General features: G+C 58.4%; 16 protein-coding genes and 1 pseudogene. 10 read left to right on the forward strand and 7 right to left on the reverse strand.

Features of this window, described 5'->3' with window-relative positions; genetic code table 11:
- The first annotated feature begins 316 nt into the window (after positions 1-316).
- A pseudogene (locus BR48_RS23265) lies at positions 317-798 on the forward strand (HNH endonuclease).
- Positions 799-820: 22 nt separating this feature from the next.
- On the opposite strand, the gene BR48_RS0100010 reads toward BR48_RS23265, so the two are convergent.
- The 3 genes from BR48_RS0100010 to BR48_RS0100020 all read right to left on the reverse strand — a co-directional run bounded on the left by BR48_RS0100010 (position 821) and on the right by BR48_RS0100020 (position 3,776).
- Positions 821-1,795, reverse strand: coding sequence for a WD40 repeat domain-containing protein (locus tag BR48_RS0100010; protein ID WP_027229454.1), 975 nt, complete (start codon positions 1,793-1,795; stop codon positions 821-823).
- Between the two features lie 11 nt (positions 1,796-1,806).
- A complete protein-coding gene (locus BR48_RS0100015; protein ID WP_027229455.1) occupies positions 1,807-2,913 on the reverse strand; it encodes a GTP-binding protein in 1,107 nt (368 codons plus the stop codon).
- Between the two features lie 116 nt (positions 2,914-3,029).
- Positions 3,030-3,776, reverse strand: coding sequence for a creatininase family protein (locus tag BR48_RS0100020; RefSeq protein ID WP_027229456.1), 747 nt, complete (start codon positions 3,774-3,776; stop codon positions 3,030-3,032).
- 342 nt (positions 3,777-4,118) lie between these two features.
- Here BR48_RS0100020 and BR48_RS25625 point away from each other — a divergent pair, with 342 nt between their 5' ends.
- The 4 genes from BR48_RS25625 to BR48_RS0100040 all read left to right on the forward strand — a co-directional run bounded on the left by BR48_RS25625 (position 4,119) and on the right by BR48_RS0100040 (position 7,286).
- Positions 4,119-4,610 carry a MarR family transcriptional regulator gene (locus tag BR48_RS25625; protein ID WP_081815700.1) on the forward strand — a complete coding sequence of 164 codons (492 nt, stop codon included), beginning with the start codon at positions 4,119-4,121 and terminating at the stop codon, positions 4,608-4,610.
- Between the two features lie 93 nt (positions 4,611-4,703).
- A complete protein-coding gene (locus BR48_RS23275; protein ID WP_081815701.1) occupies positions 4,704-5,624 on the forward strand; it encodes a DMT family transporter in 921 nt (306 codons plus the stop codon).
- 97 nt (positions 5,625-5,721) lie between these two features.
- Positions 5,722-6,741, forward strand: coding sequence for a LacI family DNA-binding transcriptional regulator (locus tag BR48_RS0100035; RefSeq protein WP_027229457.1), 1,020 nt, complete (start codon positions 5,722-5,724; stop codon positions 6,739-6,741).
- Between the two features lie 83 nt (positions 6,742-6,824).
- A complete protein-coding gene (locus BR48_RS0100040; protein WP_027229458.1) occupies positions 6,825-7,286 on the forward strand; it encodes a hypothetical protein in 462 nt (153 codons plus the stop codon).
- A 4-nt stretch (positions 7,287-7,290) separates the two neighbouring features.
- On the opposite strand, the gene BR48_RS0100045 is transcribed toward BR48_RS0100040, so the two are convergent.
- Positions 7,291-8,061 (reverse strand): gamma-glutamyl-gamma-aminobutyrate hydrolase family protein, encoded by a 771-nt coding sequence (locus tag BR48_RS0100045; RefSeq protein ID WP_027229459.1) that lies wholly within the window; start codon positions 8,059-8,061, stop codon positions 7,291-7,293.
- Positions 8,062-8,304: 243 nt separating this feature from the next.
- On the opposite strand from BR48_RS0100045, the gene BR48_RS0100050 reads away from it, so the two are divergent.
- Complete coding sequence (locus tag BR48_RS0100050; protein ID WP_027229460.1) at positions 8,305-9,411, forward strand: TRAP transporter substrate-binding protein; 1,107 nt, start codon at positions 8,305-8,307, stop codon at positions 9,409-9,411.
- Positions 9,412-9,475: 64 nt separating this feature from the next.
- Here the strand turns inward: BR48_RS0100050 and BR48_RS0100055 are convergent, their stop codons facing one another.
- Together BR48_RS0100055 and BR48_RS0100060 are read right to left on the reverse strand one after the other, a co-directional pair.
- Positions 9,476-11,278: a TRAP transporter large permease subunit gene (locus BR48_RS0100055; RefSeq protein WP_027229461.1), complete on the reverse strand. Its 1,803-nt coding sequence runs from the start codon at positions 11,276-11,278 to the stop codon at positions 9,476-9,478.
- Entirely contained in the window at positions 11,271-11,855 is a 585-nt protein-coding gene (locus tag BR48_RS0100060) for a TRAP transporter small permease subunit (RefSeq protein ID WP_027229462.1), read from the reverse strand. The genes BR48_RS0100055 and BR48_RS0100060 overlap by 8 nt, the downstream gene beginning before the upstream one ends.
- A gap of 262 nt (positions 11,856-12,117) precedes the next feature.
- Between BR48_RS0100060 and BR48_RS0100065 the strand changes: the two genes are divergently transcribed.
- Positions 12,118-12,867, forward strand: coding sequence for an SDR family oxidoreductase (locus BR48_RS0100065; RefSeq protein ID WP_027229463.1), 750 nt, complete (start codon positions 12,118-12,120; stop codon positions 12,865-12,867).
- On the opposite strand, the gene BR48_RS0100070 is transcribed toward BR48_RS0100065, so the two are convergent.
- Positions 12,864-13,763 (reverse strand): branched-chain amino acid ABC transporter permease, encoded by a 900-nt coding sequence (locus BR48_RS0100070; protein ID WP_027229464.1) that lies wholly within the window; start codon positions 13,761-13,763, stop codon positions 12,864-12,866. The two genes, BR48_RS0100065 and BR48_RS0100070, sit on opposite strands and share 4 nt — an antisense overlap.
- Before the next feature lie 65 nt (positions 13,764-13,828).
- Here BR48_RS0100070 and BR48_RS0100075 point away from each other — a divergent pair, with 65 nt between their 5' ends.
- The 3 genes from BR48_RS0100075 to BR48_RS23280 all read left to right on the forward strand — a co-directional run bounded on the left by BR48_RS0100075 (position 13,829) and on the right by BR48_RS23280 (position 17,404).
- Positions 13,829-14,437: a CGNR zinc finger domain-containing protein gene (locus BR48_RS0100075; protein WP_027229465.1), complete on the forward strand. Its 609-nt coding sequence runs from the start codon at positions 13,829-13,831 to the stop codon at positions 14,435-14,437.
- The gene (locus BR48_RS0100080) at positions 14,430-14,933 is read left to right on the forward strand and encodes a hypothetical protein (RefSeq protein ID WP_027229466.1); all 504 of its coding nucleotides are present in this window, start codon (positions 14,430-14,432) and stop codon (positions 14,931-14,933) included. The genes BR48_RS0100075 and BR48_RS0100080 overlap by 8 nt, the downstream gene beginning before the upstream one ends.
- A gap of 167 nt (positions 14,934-15,100) precedes the next feature.
- Positions 15,101-17,404, forward strand: a complete 2,304-nt coding sequence (locus BR48_RS23280) for a GGDEF domain-containing phosphodiesterase (RefSeq protein ID WP_051614360.1) — start codon at positions 15,101-15,103, stop codon at positions 17,402-17,404.
- Positions 17,405-17,412: the final 8 nt, after the last annotated feature.

Raw genomic sequence — 17,412 nt, forward strand, 5'->3', positions numbered from 1 at the left:
GTAGCTCGTCAGGCTCATAACCTGAAGGTCACAGGTTCAAATCCTGTCCCCGCAACCAACATCACAAAACAACAACCCACACAAAAGCCCGGCATCCCCCGGGCTTGCGTGCGTTCAAGCGGCAAATTCAATCGAAGCCAACAGCGGCGACGCTCGCCACTACCTCAAGGTGAGTGGCTTTCCGACCGAACCAGAGAATCCTTGCAGGGAGACTACCCGAGGTGCAAATACTGTCCCCGTAACCACAGAAAGGCGGGTGCGCCCGCTCCAGCATCGGCCTACTGGCCTTAACCGTCGAGCGTGCTAGAACACTTTCATGGGATTCGGGGTTTTCATTCACCGCTCAGATTCGATCTACGACGATAGCCCGGCTGAACGATATCAGTTCCCGAGCCAATATCTTGGACGTGTCCAGGCGTGCGTAGGTGACTGGATCATCTATTACGAGCCGAGAGAGGTGGCAGAAACGCGTGGTTACTTACGACAAGCGATGCGCGGTCACTGGACTGAAACTCATCAATGGTCAACGCGGCGCATATCCGCCCGGTCGAAGCCAACGGACCAGATATTTTGACGAATGGCGTGGCCCTTTCCGGAACCGTGCACTGGATGCTCGATCGAGGACTGATTGCCTTCTCCGATGATCTGGAGATTTTGATCTCGCGACAGGCGAATGATCCAGAAGGCATCCAGATGCTCTTCAACAAGACTGGCCGAGCAATCGTTCCACAACGTGTCAGTCAAAGACCGCATCCACATTTCTTGCGGTGGCATCGAGAAAATTGCTTCAAACACTGAACGCTTGATGTGCAGTCTGCCGTCAGGCCGTTATATCCACGACCCCGCAATCGCCGGCGTCCGAACCGAAGACCAGCCGATGGCCTGACGCATCCCAATTCATTGCTGAAACCGCACCCTTGCCGGGGCGGCGCAAAAGCACTTCCTTCTGGTCGGTGAAGCGGGCAACAAGGATCATGCCATCCGAATAGCCGATCGCGACGATCTCCTCAATTGGATGGCAGGCGACGGCGGTGACGACACTGTCGCCGCGCGTTCCAAGTTCCAGCGGCGCCTTGCCCATTGGGCCATCCTTGCCGGCAAAGGGCCAGACAATGGCAGCGGGCGCACCCGACGTCGCCAGCCATTTGCCCTTCACGCTCCAGGACCAGCTCTTTACCTTGTTCGGATAGCCGGTCATGCGCATGTGGCGGCTGTCTTCGAGCCGCCATCCATGCAAGGCATTCTCCTGCATCGATGTGACCAGAAACCGGTTGTCAGGGGAGAAGATCACGGATACGTGGGCGCCCTTCCACTCCAGTTCCGTCGGCGCACTGTTCGTCGCCGGCCAGTGCAGCGTAACGCCATTATAGCGGGCCACCGCGAGCCGCAGTCCTTTTGGTGCGAAAGCGAGGCCCTCGGAGCTGCGTTCATGAGCAAACTCGCGCAATGTTCCGTCAGCGGAACGGACCCACGCCGAGCGGCCTGAACCAAAGGCAATCGCTCCACCGGGCGCGGCAGCGAGCGCGGTAATCCACTTGCGCGGCAGCTTGCTCAGTTCTGTTGCTTCGCCGTCGAGCCCGGTCGAACAAACCCGGCCGTCCTCTCCGCCCGTAAGCAGTGACTTACCATCTGCCGAAAGAACCGCGCATAGGAGGCCGTCGTGGACCTCGCTCGTCTTATGACCATTGTCGAGGCGATGGACCGTGCCATCAGCCAGGGCAAAGAATGGAACGTCCCGGATGAAGCGCGCATCGACGCAATGGCCGGCCAGATCGAGCGGTGCAATTGTCGGCATAAGGTCTTGTCCTAGAGGCAGCTTTCAAGGCCAGCCTTAAGGGCGGCATGATCAAGTTGACGGCCGATGAACACCAGTCGGCTCTCGTGTTTTTCGCCATCCTTCCAGGCGCGCTGATGGTCGCCTTCGATGATCATGTGCACACCCTGGATAACATAGCGCTCTGGATCGTTCTTAAAGGCCATAATCCCTTTGAGGCGCAGGATGTTCGGACCCTGTTCCTGAGTGATTTTCTGAACCCAGGGGAAGAATTTGTCGGGGTTGAGTTCGCCGGTGCGCAGCGAAACCGACTGGACGGTCACGTCGTGGATGGGTGACGCGTGATCATGATGATGATGCGCGTGGTCGTGGTCGTGGTGCTCATGATCATGATCATGATCGTGATGGTGGTGATCACAGTCCGGACCGCAGGCATGGTCCGGATGATCATGATCCAGGAAGTGGGGATCGCTTTCGAGCGCGCGCTTCAAGTCGAACGCGCCGCGGTCAAGCACACGGGAAAGGTCAATGCCGGCGCGCTCGGTACGATGAATGACGGCATGCGGGTTGATGGCACGAACCGTCGCTTCGACGGCTGCAAGTTCATCGGCGGAGACGAGGTCGGTCTTGTTCAGAAGGACGACGTCGGCGAAGGCGATCTGGTCTTCAGCTTCTCGGCTGTCCTTCAGACGCAGCGGCAGATGCTTGGCATCAACCAGCGCAACGACGGCGTCAAGCGCGGTCTTGCTGCGCACGTCATCGTCCATGAAGAAGGTCTGCGCCACCGGCACCGGATCGGCAAGCCCCGTCGTCTCGACGATGATGGCATCGAACCGGCCCGGACGGCGCATCAAGCCCTCGACGACCCGGATCAAATCGCCGCGAACCGTGCAGCAAATGCAACCATTGTTCATTTCGTAGATTTCTTCGTCGGATTCGACGATGAGGTCGTTGTCGATGCCGATTTCACCGAACTCATTGACGATGACGGCATAACGCTTGCCATGGTCTTCGCTGAGGATGCGATTGAGCAGCGTCGTCTTGCCGGAGCCAAGATAGCCGGTCAATACGGTTACCGGGATCTGGGCTGCGCGCCCCGTTGCTGCCGCGGCAGCGGATGTCGTTTGAGCTTCACTCATCGTGCGCCTCTTTGGATGGATTGACCCACGATATAGGTGATAAGATTATATATTGCCACACCAAACGCCTTCAATTGCGTGAATGGCTGCTTCAATCGCGTTGAGCATTGATGGTTTTAGACAAGAACAGCCGGATCAAACCGGTCGACATCCTCAATGAGCTCGACGAGTCCTTTGACGCTATGGGCGATAATCGCTTCGCCTGCCGCTGCGGTTGCGCGTGCCGCGTCGCCGGCAACCCCTTGCAGGTTGAGATCACTCATCTTCCAGCCAAAGGCGTGCGGGCCGTAGGCGCGCAGGTGCCTGTAGTCTTTCGTAAATTGCCGCTGTCGAGAGTCGAAGGTTCCCGCCTTGGTCATATTCACATATTGCGGATAAAGCGCCAGCATCACCGAGGTCTCGATGAAACCGCCGTGAATATCCAGGGCCTTCTCGTCGGGGGAAATAAATCCCTCCGGCAGCCCAAATCGTGTCCAGCTCGTTGCCACCGCAAGCATGTTGAAACGGATACGGAGTTCTGTCGCAACGATTGTCGTCAAGGGCGAATTGCCGCCATGGGCATTGAGGATGACAAGTTTGCGAATACCGCGTTGCGCCAGCTTTTCGCCAATACCGATCCAGCGATGCACCGCCTCGTCGAAGGCGAGCGTCCGCGTGCCGGCAACGTCCATATGCTCGATCGAATACCCAACGGGCTCGACCGGCAGCCATTCGACGGACAGCGTCTTGGGAAGCGCTGCCTTCAGCCGCGCGGCCAATCCGGTTGCGATCAGCGTATCGGTTTCGAAGGGAAGATGCGGACCATGCTGCTCGTGAGCGCCAAGGGGCAAAATGGCGATTATATGTGAAGAGGATATCGGCATGAGGTGCTCATCTGTCGGGCGCTTCGGCTGATCATATCGGTATCCGCAAGCGGAGGAAATGCCGCTCCTACATCTTACGGCGTATAAGCAATGCGCTTATTATTGCTTCACGAGCAATTCGTCGGCAAATTTCATCAGATTGTCATATAAGCGTTGTAACGCGATTTTGCCGGGCGGATATTGGGTATAAGTCAACTATGGCGTGCGCTCTTCGGCGAGCAAATTGCTCGTTCCTTCGTAACTGTCCGCGTAATAAACTTTGTCTGTTAACTGTCATCCACCAAACAGAGCTAGCCGTCTTATCATCAACGGAACAACGCTGAAAAGCGAGCAGGAGTTTGAATGGTCAAGGATCGTAAGCCCCTCATTCTTCATCGTCTGCAATCGACCGCGCGCCTGACGCGGACGGCATTGGCGATGCGGCTCCTCGGCCACGGCTTCTATGCGGGGCAGGATGCCGTAATGCTGCAACTTGCGCATGAGGACGGCCTTTCACCCAGCATTCTTGCCAAGCGGCTGGGCGTGCGCCCGCCGACGATCACCAAGACGATTTCGCGACTGCAGACCCAGGGATTCGTCAAGAAGCAGGGCTCGACGACGGACCAGCGCCAGGCTCATATTTTCTTGACCGAAACCGGCAATGAAGCGATCAAGGCCATCGAAAAATCGATCCGCAAGACGGAAAAGGATGCGATGAAGGGTTTCGACAAGAAGGAGCGCAAAGCCTTCGTCAAGATGCTCTCGCGCCTCGAGGTCAATCTCTCGACAGCCGAGCATCTGCGCCAGACGGCGGCCGAAGAGGATCACGACGATGAGGACGCTGACGACGAGTGATTATTCGTCGAAAGTTTTCGCAATCGGCGGTTACAAAGTAGCTTATTTTGTTATCATGGGACTCGCTTCCGCCCGCCTGATTGGTTTGTTTCCTTGTCTTCCACACCCTCTACGTCACAGGACTCTGCGCCGTTAGCTGCGATCCTTTATATTTTTGCAACCGGGTTCCTGTTTTCCTGTCTCGACTCCAGCGCCAAATATCTGGTGCTGTCCGGCGTACCTACCGCATTCGTTTCATGGATGCGGTTCGTCGAGCACACGCTGCTGGTCCTGATCTTCTTTCGGCCATGGTCCAATCCCGGCATATTCAGGGCGCGCAACCTGCCGATGCAGATATTGCGCGGCATCTGCCTGTTCGGTTCGACCTATTTTAACTTCTACGCCCTGCAGACCATGCAATTGGCCGAAACGATGACGATTACCTTTGCGGCGCCCATGGTCATCACGGCGCTCGCCGGACCCATCCTTGGAGAATGGGCAGGCTGGCGGCGCTGGCTTGCCATCATCGTCGCCTTCATTGGCGTTTTGATCATTGCGCGTCCGGGATTTGGCGAAATCAATCCAGGCCTGCCTTATTCGATCACGGCAATGCTGAGCTATTCATTCTATGTGCTGCTCACGAGAAAGATGGCCGCAACTGAATCGCCGGAAAGCCTTATCTTTTATTCCGCCCTTGCGCCGGCGATCCTGATGTCGCCGGCAATCACCCAGGCGGTCCTTCCGCAAACGCCGTTCCAGATCCTGCTTCTGTGTCTTCTGGGCTTTTTTGGCGGACTTGGTCATTTCCTCATCATTCTCGCTTATAAGCGCGCAACAACGGCGGCGCTCGCTCCCTATCCGTTTCTACAGATCATCTGGATGCTGGGTTTCGGCTATTTCATCTTCGGCCAGTTTCCGGATGCCTACACACTGTGCGGAGCCGTGATCATCATAGGGAGCGGCCTTTACGTCGTACACCGCGAGCGGCAGTTGCGAGCGGTCGCAAAATCCCGCCAGGAGCGCAAGAATGGCTGACCGTATCCCGAACGAAAGAACTTTGATTTATTCGGTTGCGGTGGCATAACGCCGTGTAAAGATTACATTTGTCGGACGACACTGAGGGAGGCGGTTTTTGGCGCAAAAGATCAAACTATCGACGATTGCCGACGCGCTGAAAGTGTCCACTGCGACCGTTTCGCTGGCCCTGCGCGATAGTCCTCTCGTCGCCGATCAGACGCGCGAGAAGATCAAGGAACACGCCCGAACGATCGGCTACATTTACAACCGGAGGGCGGCAAGCCTGCGCACGTCGCGATCCGGCATTGTCGGCGTGGTCGTCCATGACATCATGAACCCTTTCTTTGCCGAGATCCTGCGCGCCATCGAAGGTGAACTCGACCGATCCGGACAAACATTCATCCTTTCCAATCACTACGACCAATTGGACAAGCAGCGCACCTTCATCGATACGGTTCTGCAGCTTGGCGGCGATGGTGTCATCATGTCGCCCGCGATCGGAACGCCCGCTGAAGATATCCGCATGGCGGAAGACAATGGCCTGCCGGTAGTCCTGATCGCCCGCAGCGTCAAGGATGCAAATGTCCCGGTTTTCCGCGGTGACGACGCCTACGGCATCGGGCTTGCCACCAACCATCTCATTTCACTCGGCCATACGCGCATCGCCATGGTCGGCGGAACGGACCAGACGTCGACGGGCCGCGATCGCTACGAAGGCTATCTCCAGGCCATGCAGAAGGCCGGCCTCGAGGTAAAGCCCGAGTGGCGAATTCCGGGACCACGCACGAAGCAGGCCGGCTTCGATGCGGCGCCGCAATTCCTTGCCTTAAAGGACCATCCGACGGCGGCCGTCTGCTGGAACGACCTTGCTGCGATCGGCATGATGAACGGCATCGCCCGCGCCGGCCTCGTCGCAGGCGTCGACATCTCTGTCACCGGATATGATGATCTCGAGGAAGCGGCGATTGCGACGCCGGCGCTCACCACGGTCTGGAACGGCCAGCGCGAAGTCGGCCAGCGCGCAGCGAGGGCGCTTCTCGATCAGCTCAATGGTGCCGACACCCATGCGCGCCAGGAATTGATCAAGCCGGAACTGCGCATCCGCCAATCCACCTCGAAGCCGAAAGAGCGCTGAAGTGCGTGCTGCGCCGATGGTTCACGGTTCATTAACGCTACGGGACTAGGGTTTTCGAAAGAGTGATCCCTGTGGAGCTTGGCATGAAACCCGCCAACACGGTCTTGCTCGCCCTTGTGAGCGCAGTTGCAGTCATTGCCATGTTTCTTGATTTCGCCACCTACACGTCAGGTGGGGAAACGAATGTCGATACGGTGACCACCGCGTCGATCACCAGCGAAGAGCCGAGACAGAACGATATTCTCGATGTGCCGACATTCGTCATCAGCGGCCCGGGCGGCAGTGCGAAATGCAAGGCTTTTCCCGCTGAGAACGGTCTTCCCGGCCACAATGCGCTGACGATCGAGCAGGGCTGCGCCGGGCTCTATCCGCCGCTCGCGCAAGCCAGGACCTGGCACAATAATGAGGACGGGACGATTGACCTTGCCGATGATACGGGCCGAACCATCGTCGCCTTCAGCCCGGGTGATGGGCTTGCCTATATCAGCATCGAACCGCGCTCCGTCGTCCTTTCGATGTCCACCGAAGGCGTGTTGACGTACTAGATAATTATTCGGCTGCGTGCAGCCGCTCGCGGCTCGCCTTGTGCGCGCGCGCCGCATCGCCGAAAGCGGCGAAAATCTTGCGCGACGGCGAATCGGTCTTCACCCAGTATTCCGGATGCCATTGCACGCCGACGGCGAAGTTGCGGGCGGTCTTCACCGATACGGCTTCGATCGTGCCATCTTCGGCAACGGCTTCGATCTCGAGCGCGGGCGCTGGCTTCTCGATGGCCTGGCGGTGGACCGAATTGACCTTGATCGAATCGCTGTTCATGACGCCGGCAAGACAGGAGCCGGGTTTAATGCGTATCGGATGACGAATGGCAAAGCGTTCTGCCTGCTGATCCGACTGCGGGGCGCGATGGTCCATGCGGCCGTCGAGTTCCTGAATTTCCGTGGCGAGCGTTCCACCGAGCGCGACGTTCAGTTCCTGAATGCCACGGCAGATGGCGAGAAGCGGAATGCCGCGCTCGATGGCGCGCCGAATGAGGGGTAGGGAAGTCGCGTCGCGTGCCGGATCGTAGGGCTCGTGCGCCGGGCTGGGCTCGGCTCCATAGAGCGCGGGATGAACATTGGACTTGGAGCCCGTAATCAGCACCCCGTCGACCCCGTCGAGAATAGCGTCGATATCAAGCCCATCCCCAAAGGAAGGGACGATGAGCGGAATAACGCCAGCGGCATCATAGGCAGCCATCAGGTACTGATCGGGCGCTGCGTGCCAGGTATAGTTTTCGAAAGCGCGTACATCGGATGTTATGGCGACGAGGGGTTGCCGCATGAAGGTGCTCCCGCAAAGATTGTTCCCTCTATTTAGTGCAATTCCCCAGCGTTTCCAATGGCCGGAGAGGCGCCGCGACATTCGCGCCGGAATCGGAATTGCGACGAGAATCCTGCAACAATATCAATCCACTTAATGCCGGTGCGGCTTTGTCGGTTCACCCGCTGGACTTGAAATAGTGAGTGTGTATGGTGATCGCGGGATCGGGAGAATGGTCCAGATCAATTGTTTGGAGGAGATTTTATGGATCGTCGTTCATTTATCACAAAGGCTGGATTTGCCGGTGTCGGCGCGGCCGCAGCTACGACGCTTGCTGCGCCCGCGATTGCGCAGTCGCTACCGAAAATCACATGGCGGTGCGCGTCGTCATTTCCGAAATCGCTGGATACGATCTATGGCGGCGCGGAAGTGCTCTCGAAGTACCTGAAGGAAGCCACGGACGGGAATTTCGTAATCCAGCCATTTGCGGCCGGTGAAATCGTGCCGGGCCTGCAGGCTGCTGACGCGGCGGCAGCCGGTACTGTCGAGCTTTGCCATACGGTCGCGTACTATTACTGGGGCAAGGACCCCACCTGGGCGCTCGGCGCTGCCGTTCCGTTTGCGCTGAATGCGCGGGGCATGAATGCCTGGCAGTATCATTTGGGCGGTATCGATCTCCTCAACGAGTTCTTCAACAAGCAGGGCCTGCAGGTCTATCCCGGCGGCAATACCGGCGTGCAGATGGGCGGCTGGTTCCGCAAGGAAATCAAGACGGTCGAAGACCTCAAGGGCGTCAAGATGCGGGTCGGCGGGTTTGCCGGCAAGGTGCTCGAAAAGCTCGGTGTCGTGCCGCAGCAGATCGCCGGCGGCGACATCTATCCATCGCTGGAAAAGGGCACGATCGACGCTGCCGAATGGGTCGGACCCTACGACGACGAGAAGCTGGGCTTCCAGAAGGTTGCGCCGTTCTACTACTATCCCGGCTGGTGGGAAGGCGGTCCGACGGTCAGCTTCATGGTCAACAAGGCGAAGTGGGATTCGCTTCCGCCTGCTTACCAGTCTCTCTTCCGCACGGCAGCGCAGGCCACCGATGCCGACATGCTGCAGAAGTACGATTCGCTAAATCCGGCGGCGATCAAGCGCCTCGTCGCGAGCGGCGCGCAACTGCGTCCGTTCAGCCCGGAGATCATGAGCGCCTGCTTCGAAGCGGCCAACGGCGTCTACGGCGAGATGGAAGCCACAAACCCCGAGTTCAAGAAGATCTGGGATTCGATCAAGGCGTTCCGCAACGAGCACTTCCTCTATGCGCAGGTCGCGGAATATTCCTTCGATACGTTCATGATGATCCAGCAGCGCAACGGCAAGCTTTAGGCGCTGAATACAGCCAAAAGCAAAACCCCGGGAACCTTGCGGTCCCCGGGGTTTTTTGTTGCCGTCACATCTTCGGTGGCTGGCTGAGGTCAGGCACCGGCGGCTGCGCCGGGGCGGCCGGTTGCCCAGGCGCTGCCGGATTTGGCGCAGGCCCACCTAAAGGCGGCGGTGAACTCAGATCGTTGGCGGGGCCACCGAGGCCGTTGCCAAGTCCGCCTCCACCCAATCCGTTGCCGAGCCCGTTGTCGCCGCCAAAACCCGGAACCTCGATCTTGATCTGCGACGGGTCGACGACCGGGCCGGTGCCTTTGTAGTGCATGACCATTTGCGGGAACATGATGGTAAGCGCCACCATCAGCACCTGGATGCCGACGAACGGCACGGCGCCCCAGTAGATTTGCCCCGTGGTGATCGGCTGGATCTTCTTGCCGGTAATCTTGTCGAGATAGGGCACCTTTGCCGCAACCGAGCGCAAATAAAAGAGCGCGAAGCCGAAGGGAGGGTGCATGAAGCTCGTCTGCATATTGATGCCAAGGAGGACGCCGAACCAGATCAGGTCGATTCCAAGCTTGTCTGCGGCAGGTGCCAGGAGTGGCACGATGATGAAGGCGAGCTCAAAGAAATCGAGGAAGAACGCGAGGAAGAAGACAAGCAGGTTGACGGCAATCAGAAAGCCGACTTCGCCCCCCGGGAGGGAGACCAGGAGGTGTTCCACCCAGACGTGCCCGTTCACGCCGTAGAAGGTAAGCGAGAACACGCGTGCGCCGAGGAGGATGAACATGACGAAGGATGAAAGCCGCGTTGTCGATGCCAGCGCCTGGTTGATCACGGTCATGTTGAGGCGGCCCTTGGAGGCAGCCATCACCAGTGCACCGACAGCGCCCATCGCGCCGCCTTCGGTCGGCGTAGCGATGCCCAGGAAAATGGTGCCGAGCACTAGGAAGATCAGGGCGAGCGGCGGTATGAGGACTATGATCACCTGCTGTGCAAGCCGCGACATCGTGTTCATGCCGAACGCCCGGTCGGCGAGCGCATAGAGATAGATGGCAATGATGGCGATGGTGCCGCCCCAAATATCCGCGTTCGCACCGGCACTTTGCGCGAGCATCTTATGCGCGCCATAGGCGATGGCCCCGGCAATGACGAGGGCGACAATCAGCGATGTGACGCCGGAGCCGAGCGTGCGCGCTTCCTTGGGCAGGGCCGGCATCGAATCGCGCCTCAGGAAGGTCATGGCAAGGATGTAAAGCATGTAGAGCCCGGTCAGCACGAGACCAGGAATAATCGCGCCATGATACATGTCGCCCACCGAGCGCCCGAGCTGGTCGGCAAGGACGATGAGCACGAGTGAAGGCGGAATGATCTGCGCCAGGGTTCCGGATGCGGCGATGACGCCCGAGGCGACACGCCTGTCGTAGCCGTACCGCATCATGATGGGGAGCGAGATCAAGCCCATCGCGATGACTGAGGCCGCGACAACACCGGTTGTTGCCGCGAGCAGCGCGCCGACGAAAATGACGGCATAGGCGAGACCGCCGCGAATGGGTCCGAAGAGCTGGCCGATGGTGTCGAGAAGGTCCTCGGCCATGCCGGACCGCTCAAGAATGATGCCCATGAAGGTGAAGAATGGAATGGCGAGCAGGGTCTCATTGGACATCTGTCCCCAAAACCGGTCAGGTAGGGCATAGAGCAACGGCCAGGAGAGCGTGATGCTGCCGTTCGACAGCGGCGCAAGTTCGACCCCGACGAAGAAGAACAAAAGGCCATTTGCGGCGAGGGCAAACGCGACGGGATAGCCAATCAACAGGAAGATGATCAGCGAAGCGAACATGATCGGCGCCATGTTCTGGGCGATAAATTCAATCATTGCGCGCTCCCGCAATCGTCGCCACTTCCTGTTCCGCGATTTCCTCCATCGAAACGGGTGGGTTAGGGTCGGGCATGTCGCCGCGTATTACCGCGATTTTCTTGATGATTTCGGAGACGCCCTGGAAGCCGAGGAGTACGAACCCAGCGAGAAGAATGAGCTTGGCAGGCCACAGAATGAGGCCGCCGGCGCTTGATGAGACTTCGCCGCTGTTGAAGGAGAGCCGCACATAGGGGACGAAATAGAAGATCATCAGAATGACGAACGGCATCAGGAAGAAGAGGTGCCCGAGAAGATCGATCCAATGCTGGACGCGCCTCGAAAATGCGCCGTAGACGATATCGATGCGGATATGCTCGTTCTGCTGCAGCGTATAGGCGGCGGCAAGCATGAAGGCGCCGCCGAAGAGATACCATTGCAGTTCGAGCCAGGAGTTCGACGAAACGTTGAACGCCTTGCGAATGATCGCATTGCCGGCGCTGACGACGACCGCCAGGAAGATCAGCCAGGCGACGGCGCGCCCGACGAGTTCATTGATACGATCGATCGTTCGCGAAATCGCGAGCAAAGCCGGCATTGGCGTCCTCCCAATTCATTCAGATAGCCGGCAATACACCCCGCTCTCCGCGGTGGCCCTCCCAGCCTTGCCTATAAGAACATCTTCGCGCACTGGTAACAGCACGATCTGAAACCATCAACAGAATTGATTAGTTCATAAAGGGATACGATAGGCCGCAGGTGCAGCGCCGGGTGGTATAACGTTCAGCAGTTGTCATGTGTCGAGCCGCGGTCTAACAGTTGCTGGACACATGATGCAGGACTTACTGGTAAAAGGGCGAATGGCAGGCGAATCTTCTCTTTCAGTTGCAGGTAAAACCATTGTGGTCACCGGTGGATCCTCCGGTCTCGGGCTGCGTATGGTGGAAGTCCTTGCGGCCAACGGCGCAAATGTTGTTTCAATCTCGCGAACGGCGGTCCCGGAAGGTTCATGCAATCCCAGAATCCTCAGCATTGTCGGGGACGTCACGAAAGCGTCCGATATCGAACGTGCATTCGATGAGGCTGAAAGCTGGAAGGGCACTGTGACGGTCCTGTTCAACAATGCCGGGGTTGCCGAGATCATCCGGGCGATAGACACGACCCGCGACCAGTTGCGCCGCATTCTCGAGGTCAATGCCGAAGGCGCGTTCTTCGTCGCTCAGGAGGCCGCCAAGCGGATGATCGCCAAAGGCGTCGGCGGCTCCATCGTCAACCTCTTGAGCATTCTTGCCGACACCCCCATCAAGGGTTCCACCGCCTACGCCATGTCGAAGGCCGCCGCTTCTGTGATGACCCGCTCGATGGCGCTTGAATGGGCGGCACATGGAATCAGGGTTAATGCGATTGCTCCCGGCTGGTTTCCGACCCGCCTCAACGAAGACCTGATGGATGGGCCGGCGCGCGGTTTCCTGAAAGGCAAGAATCCCATGCGACGCCTCGGAGAACCGCAAGATATCGATGGTGCCGTGCTCATGCTTGCGTCTGACGCGAGCAGCTATATCACCGGCACGGTCATTACCATCGATGGCGGTCACAGCCTGCAGGGTTAGATGCGCTCCTCGTCCCGGCCCGTGATGCGGGTGGCGAGTACGAAGACCAGCAGGGAAAAAACGGCGACATCCCGCCACAGAACGGAAAAATATCCGCCCCAGAGCGATTCGACCATGCCGACAAGGGCTGCGCCGCACGCAGCATGAAGCGGCCGTGAGAAGCCGCCGGCCGCGGTGATGAAGAGGATTTTCAATCCGAAGATCATGCCGGTATTGAAGCTGATATTGCCGTAGTAGAGCGCCGCCAGAAATCCCGCTAGCGCACATATGCCGTATGCGGCAAGGATGGCTTGCGTTCTCACTCGCTTCGGATCGATCCCGCACATGGCAGTTGCCTGCGGCTCGTCGCTCACCGCGCGCCAGATACGTCCCGCCGCCGTTCGCAGCATGATCGCTTCACCGCAAGCGATCACGGTGAGCGCCACAGCGATGTTGAGAACCTGCATCTGGGTGAGGCTGATATCCACCTGCGGGCCAAGGACCGGCACGGGTTGCGACAGCATGGGCGGAAGCCAGTAATCGCGCGTGTTGGCAGCGATGCGGGAAAGCTCAGCAAGAAATATGCTGAGGCCAAGGGTTGCGACAAGGATCGTGTTGCGCGTGCCGGCTTCGAGCGGCGCATAAATCACCCTAGCGATTACATAGCCGCCGGTCATGACATAGACGAGAGCGATCAGCAGACCGAAGGCCAGGGCGGCGGGCAGGGTCATCCAGAGGATCGACCAGGCAAAGGCCGCGACAAGAATAAAGGTCTGCCCGGAAAAGGCAAAGATTGCGCCGAGCGAAAGGTCGGTTCTGTGCGTGAGACCGTGGATCAGGACATAGCCATAGGCAAGCAGCGCGTAGAGTGCCGCATTGTGGATTCCGTTCAACAGGAGCTGCAGGAAATAGGTCAATCACTCCTCGCCTTTTGCAACTTATTCTAACTTGCAAAACCTATTTTACCAGTTAGAATTTGGCGATGACCTTTGAATGGAATGCACATCGTTTTAGCGGGGGCGTATTGGCACTCGACCTTGCCAATACCGTCGTCTTTCGCGAATCGCCGGAACGGTCGCTCGATCGCTTCTCCGATCCCGCCGAAGTTACGCGCTTTGCTGCGGCGGCGGCGGATTTCCGTCAGGGGGAGTGGGGAAACGTCGAGTTCCGCCCGCCACTTTCCGAGCGGGAGATCACAGGCCTCATCGACATGCGCGAAGCGATAAATCGCCTGTTCAGGACGGCGGTGCATGGCGGCGGATTGAGCCCCGCGCCGCTCTCCGAATTCTTGCGCCTCGGGTCGAAACTCGTCGGCGACGAACCGGGAAACCAAGCGCTCGCGCTGCCGCGGCCCTCCAGGGACGGCGGGCAGATATCGTTGGCGGCGGCGTCATTCCTCTCCGGGGTGCGTCTGTTTGAGCCTTTGCGCCTGGAACGCATAAAGGTCTGCCCGAATTGCCACTGGCTCTACTTTGACGAGAGCCGCAATCGCAGCCGCCGCTGGTGCGACATGAATGTCTGCGGCAACAGGGCCAAGGCGCGCCGCTATTACGATCGCAACGCCAAGCAGATGGTAAGCGGCCATGTCTAGGACGAAGAATGCCTCGCGCCGGATGGCAACCTGTTTGCTTGCCCTTGCGGTTACGCTGGCGGCATGCCGCGATAGCGGTCAGGGCGATTATGTCAACGTTTCCGGCAAGATTTTCGTCTTCAATTATCGTATCGCCGAGGCGACCTATCTTCTCACCCTGGCGAAACTGCGGAAGATTCCCGATGGCTCGTCATTGGAGACCACTTTCGAAAATCCGGCTGGTGGCGATCCCTTTGTCGTACGGCAAGATATATGGCCGACAATGGACAAGATCACCGTCGAAAGCCCACCCGTCAAATGCGTGAAAGCGAACCGGGAGTATCAGGTGACAATGCGGCTCGAAGATGCAAAAGGCGTCGTGCTTCAGACCATCGAGCGGAAGATGATCTCGGACACCGATCAGTCACTTATGCCCGACAAGCCACTTGTTGTTGGACCGTTCTACGATCCCAATCCCGACAAGCAACCAGCCCCGCCGACGATATGCCCGGCATAGCGATGATCTTCTTTTAGAAATTGGTAATTCTATTTGCCGGTTGTTGGGAATTTCTGGCGACAGAAGATGAATTAAACGATTTAGTCGGAAGTGCGATTTATAACGCTGGCATCGTTGGCGTTCCTCGTCGACATTCCCGGTACGGGCAAACTTTTGCGGGCCTATTGATGAAAGTTGAAGCCAACGACGGCTTGTCGATCGAGCTGATTGCGGTTCGCACATTATATGCGAACGGCAAGGCGACGTGGTGGAGTTCGATCATTCAGATCCTCGCCACGGCGACAATCTATTTGAAGACGCATCATGCGATCTATCTTGCCTTCGCGCTGGCCTTTCTGGTGGTCGACCTCGCGCGCACCGCCAATGCCGGCGCTTTCGAACGCGCCAATCTTGTGTCAGCTTCGGCGGCAACGCTGAAGAGGTGGGAATGGCGCTATTTGCTCGGCGCGCTTGCAAGCTGTTCGGTGCTCGGGGCCCTATGCTTTGTCAGCATCTACATGCTTCCCGATGCGACCGCCGCGATCACCAGCGTCATCATTGTTGCTGGATCGATGCTTGCGCTTGTCACGCGCAATTACGTCTCGCCGATGGTCGTCCTCGGCCTGTCGATTGGAATTCTCGCACCGCTTTGCGCGACCTTGGTGCTGCTCGGTGGCGTCTATAACTGGCTGCTTGCCCTGCTGATCCTTCCATATTTCTGGAGCAATATCGGCGTTGCGGGCAGTCTTCGCAATTCGCTCTTCGATGCACTGCTGGGCAAGCGCCAGCTGGCTCGCGTCGCCACCAATTTCGATGCTGCGCTCAATGGTATGCCGCAGGGCCTGCTGATGTTCGATGGCCAGCAGACGATAACCGTCGCCAACATGAAGGCGGCGAAGATGATGGGTTTCGATTCTCCGGCTCAGCTCGAAGGGAGGTCGCTTGCGACCTTGTTGCGCCTTGCCCAATCGCGTTCCTATTTCCCCGAGGATGCACTGCAATCCTTGCGCACCAAGATGCAGGATCTCCTGTCCGGTTCAAAACAGCGCGACACGTTTGAATCACCGAACAAGCGCCACTATGAATTCACGGCGACGCCCGATCCCGAGCATGGCACCGTGCTCGTCATCCAGGATGTCACGCGGCGTGCGGACGCCGAAGCGCAGATCAACCGCATGGCGCGCTTCGACAGCCTGACGGGACTTCCCAACCGCAGCCAGTTTGCCGAGATCGCCGCGACTTATGCCGACGACATGGTGCAGGGCGCGCAGATCGCGCTCATGGTGATCGATATCGATGGCCTGAAACGAACCAACGATACCTTCGGCCATCGCATCGGCGATGAGATGTTGCGCGCCTTTGCCGACCGGCTGAGCCTTGTCGAGGCTGACCGGCCGCTGCTTTCGCGCTTCGGCAGCGACGAATTCGTGCTGCTGTTTTCCGCCTGCTCGCATGAGGAAACGATTGGAACGGTCGAGCGGATCATGTCCGCCATTACCGGCATATACAGTGTTTCGGGTCACGATATCCAGACCGGCGCCCGCGCCGGCGTCGCCATCGTCGAGGTGGATGCGTTTGACCTCTCGGTGATGCACATGAATGCGGATCTGGCGCTCGATGTCGCCAAGAAGGATAGCCAGAAGAACTGGGCGGTCTTTGTCCAGACTATGGATCATACCTTCCGGTCGAAGCAGCGGTTGCGTGCGGATCTTCGCCGGGCCATCGCGGAAGGCACGCTCTCGGTCGCCTACCAGCCGATCGTCAATATCCGCACCTCGCGCATGACCGCGTGCGAGGCGCTCTCGCGGTGGGACCATCCGGAATTCGGAGCGATATCGCCTGCAGAGTTTATCCCGCTCGCAGAAGAAATGGGGCTGATCTCGGATCTGACCCGCAACGTCATCGACCGCGCGGTGATGGATTGCCGCAATTGGAATTCGCGTATCGCCGTCTCGGTCAACCTTTCCTCGCATGATCTGCAGAACCGCAATACGGTCAGCGTCATTCAATCCGCCTTGAAACGGCACGCGATCGAACCGCACCTTCTTGAAGTGGAGGTTACGGAGGGAGCGCTCATAACCGACCGCGCCACGACCGGCAGCGTGCTTTCCGAGCTGAAGGGTTACGGCGTGCAGGTCGCCATCGACGATTTCGGCACCGGTTATTCCAGCCTGAGCTATCTCAAGAACTTGCCAGTCAACAAGGTCAAGATCGATCGTTCTTTCATTGCCGATATCGCTGAAGAGGGACGATCGCTGAAACTTTTGCGCGGCATCGTCCACATGTCGCATGAACTCGGCTTGTCGGTGACCATCGAAGGGCTCGAGACGAGCGCGCAATCGGAGCTCGTCAATCAACTCGTCGGCGCCGAGCACGTGCAAGGCTTTCTCTACGGTGCTGCGATGTCAGCCGATGACATCGTGAAGCTGCTCGACGTGACGATGGAGCACAAGCTCGTGGGCAACGAAGCTGGCCCGCACGTCTTTCACTGAACGGTTGT

Origin of the sequence: Phyllobacterium sp. UNC302MFCol5.2 (assembly GCF_000686005.1) — a bacterium.
Taxonomy (GTDB): domain Bacteria; phylum Pseudomonadota; class Alphaproteobacteria; order Rhizobiales; family Rhizobiaceae; genus Phyllobacterium; species Phyllobacterium pellucidum.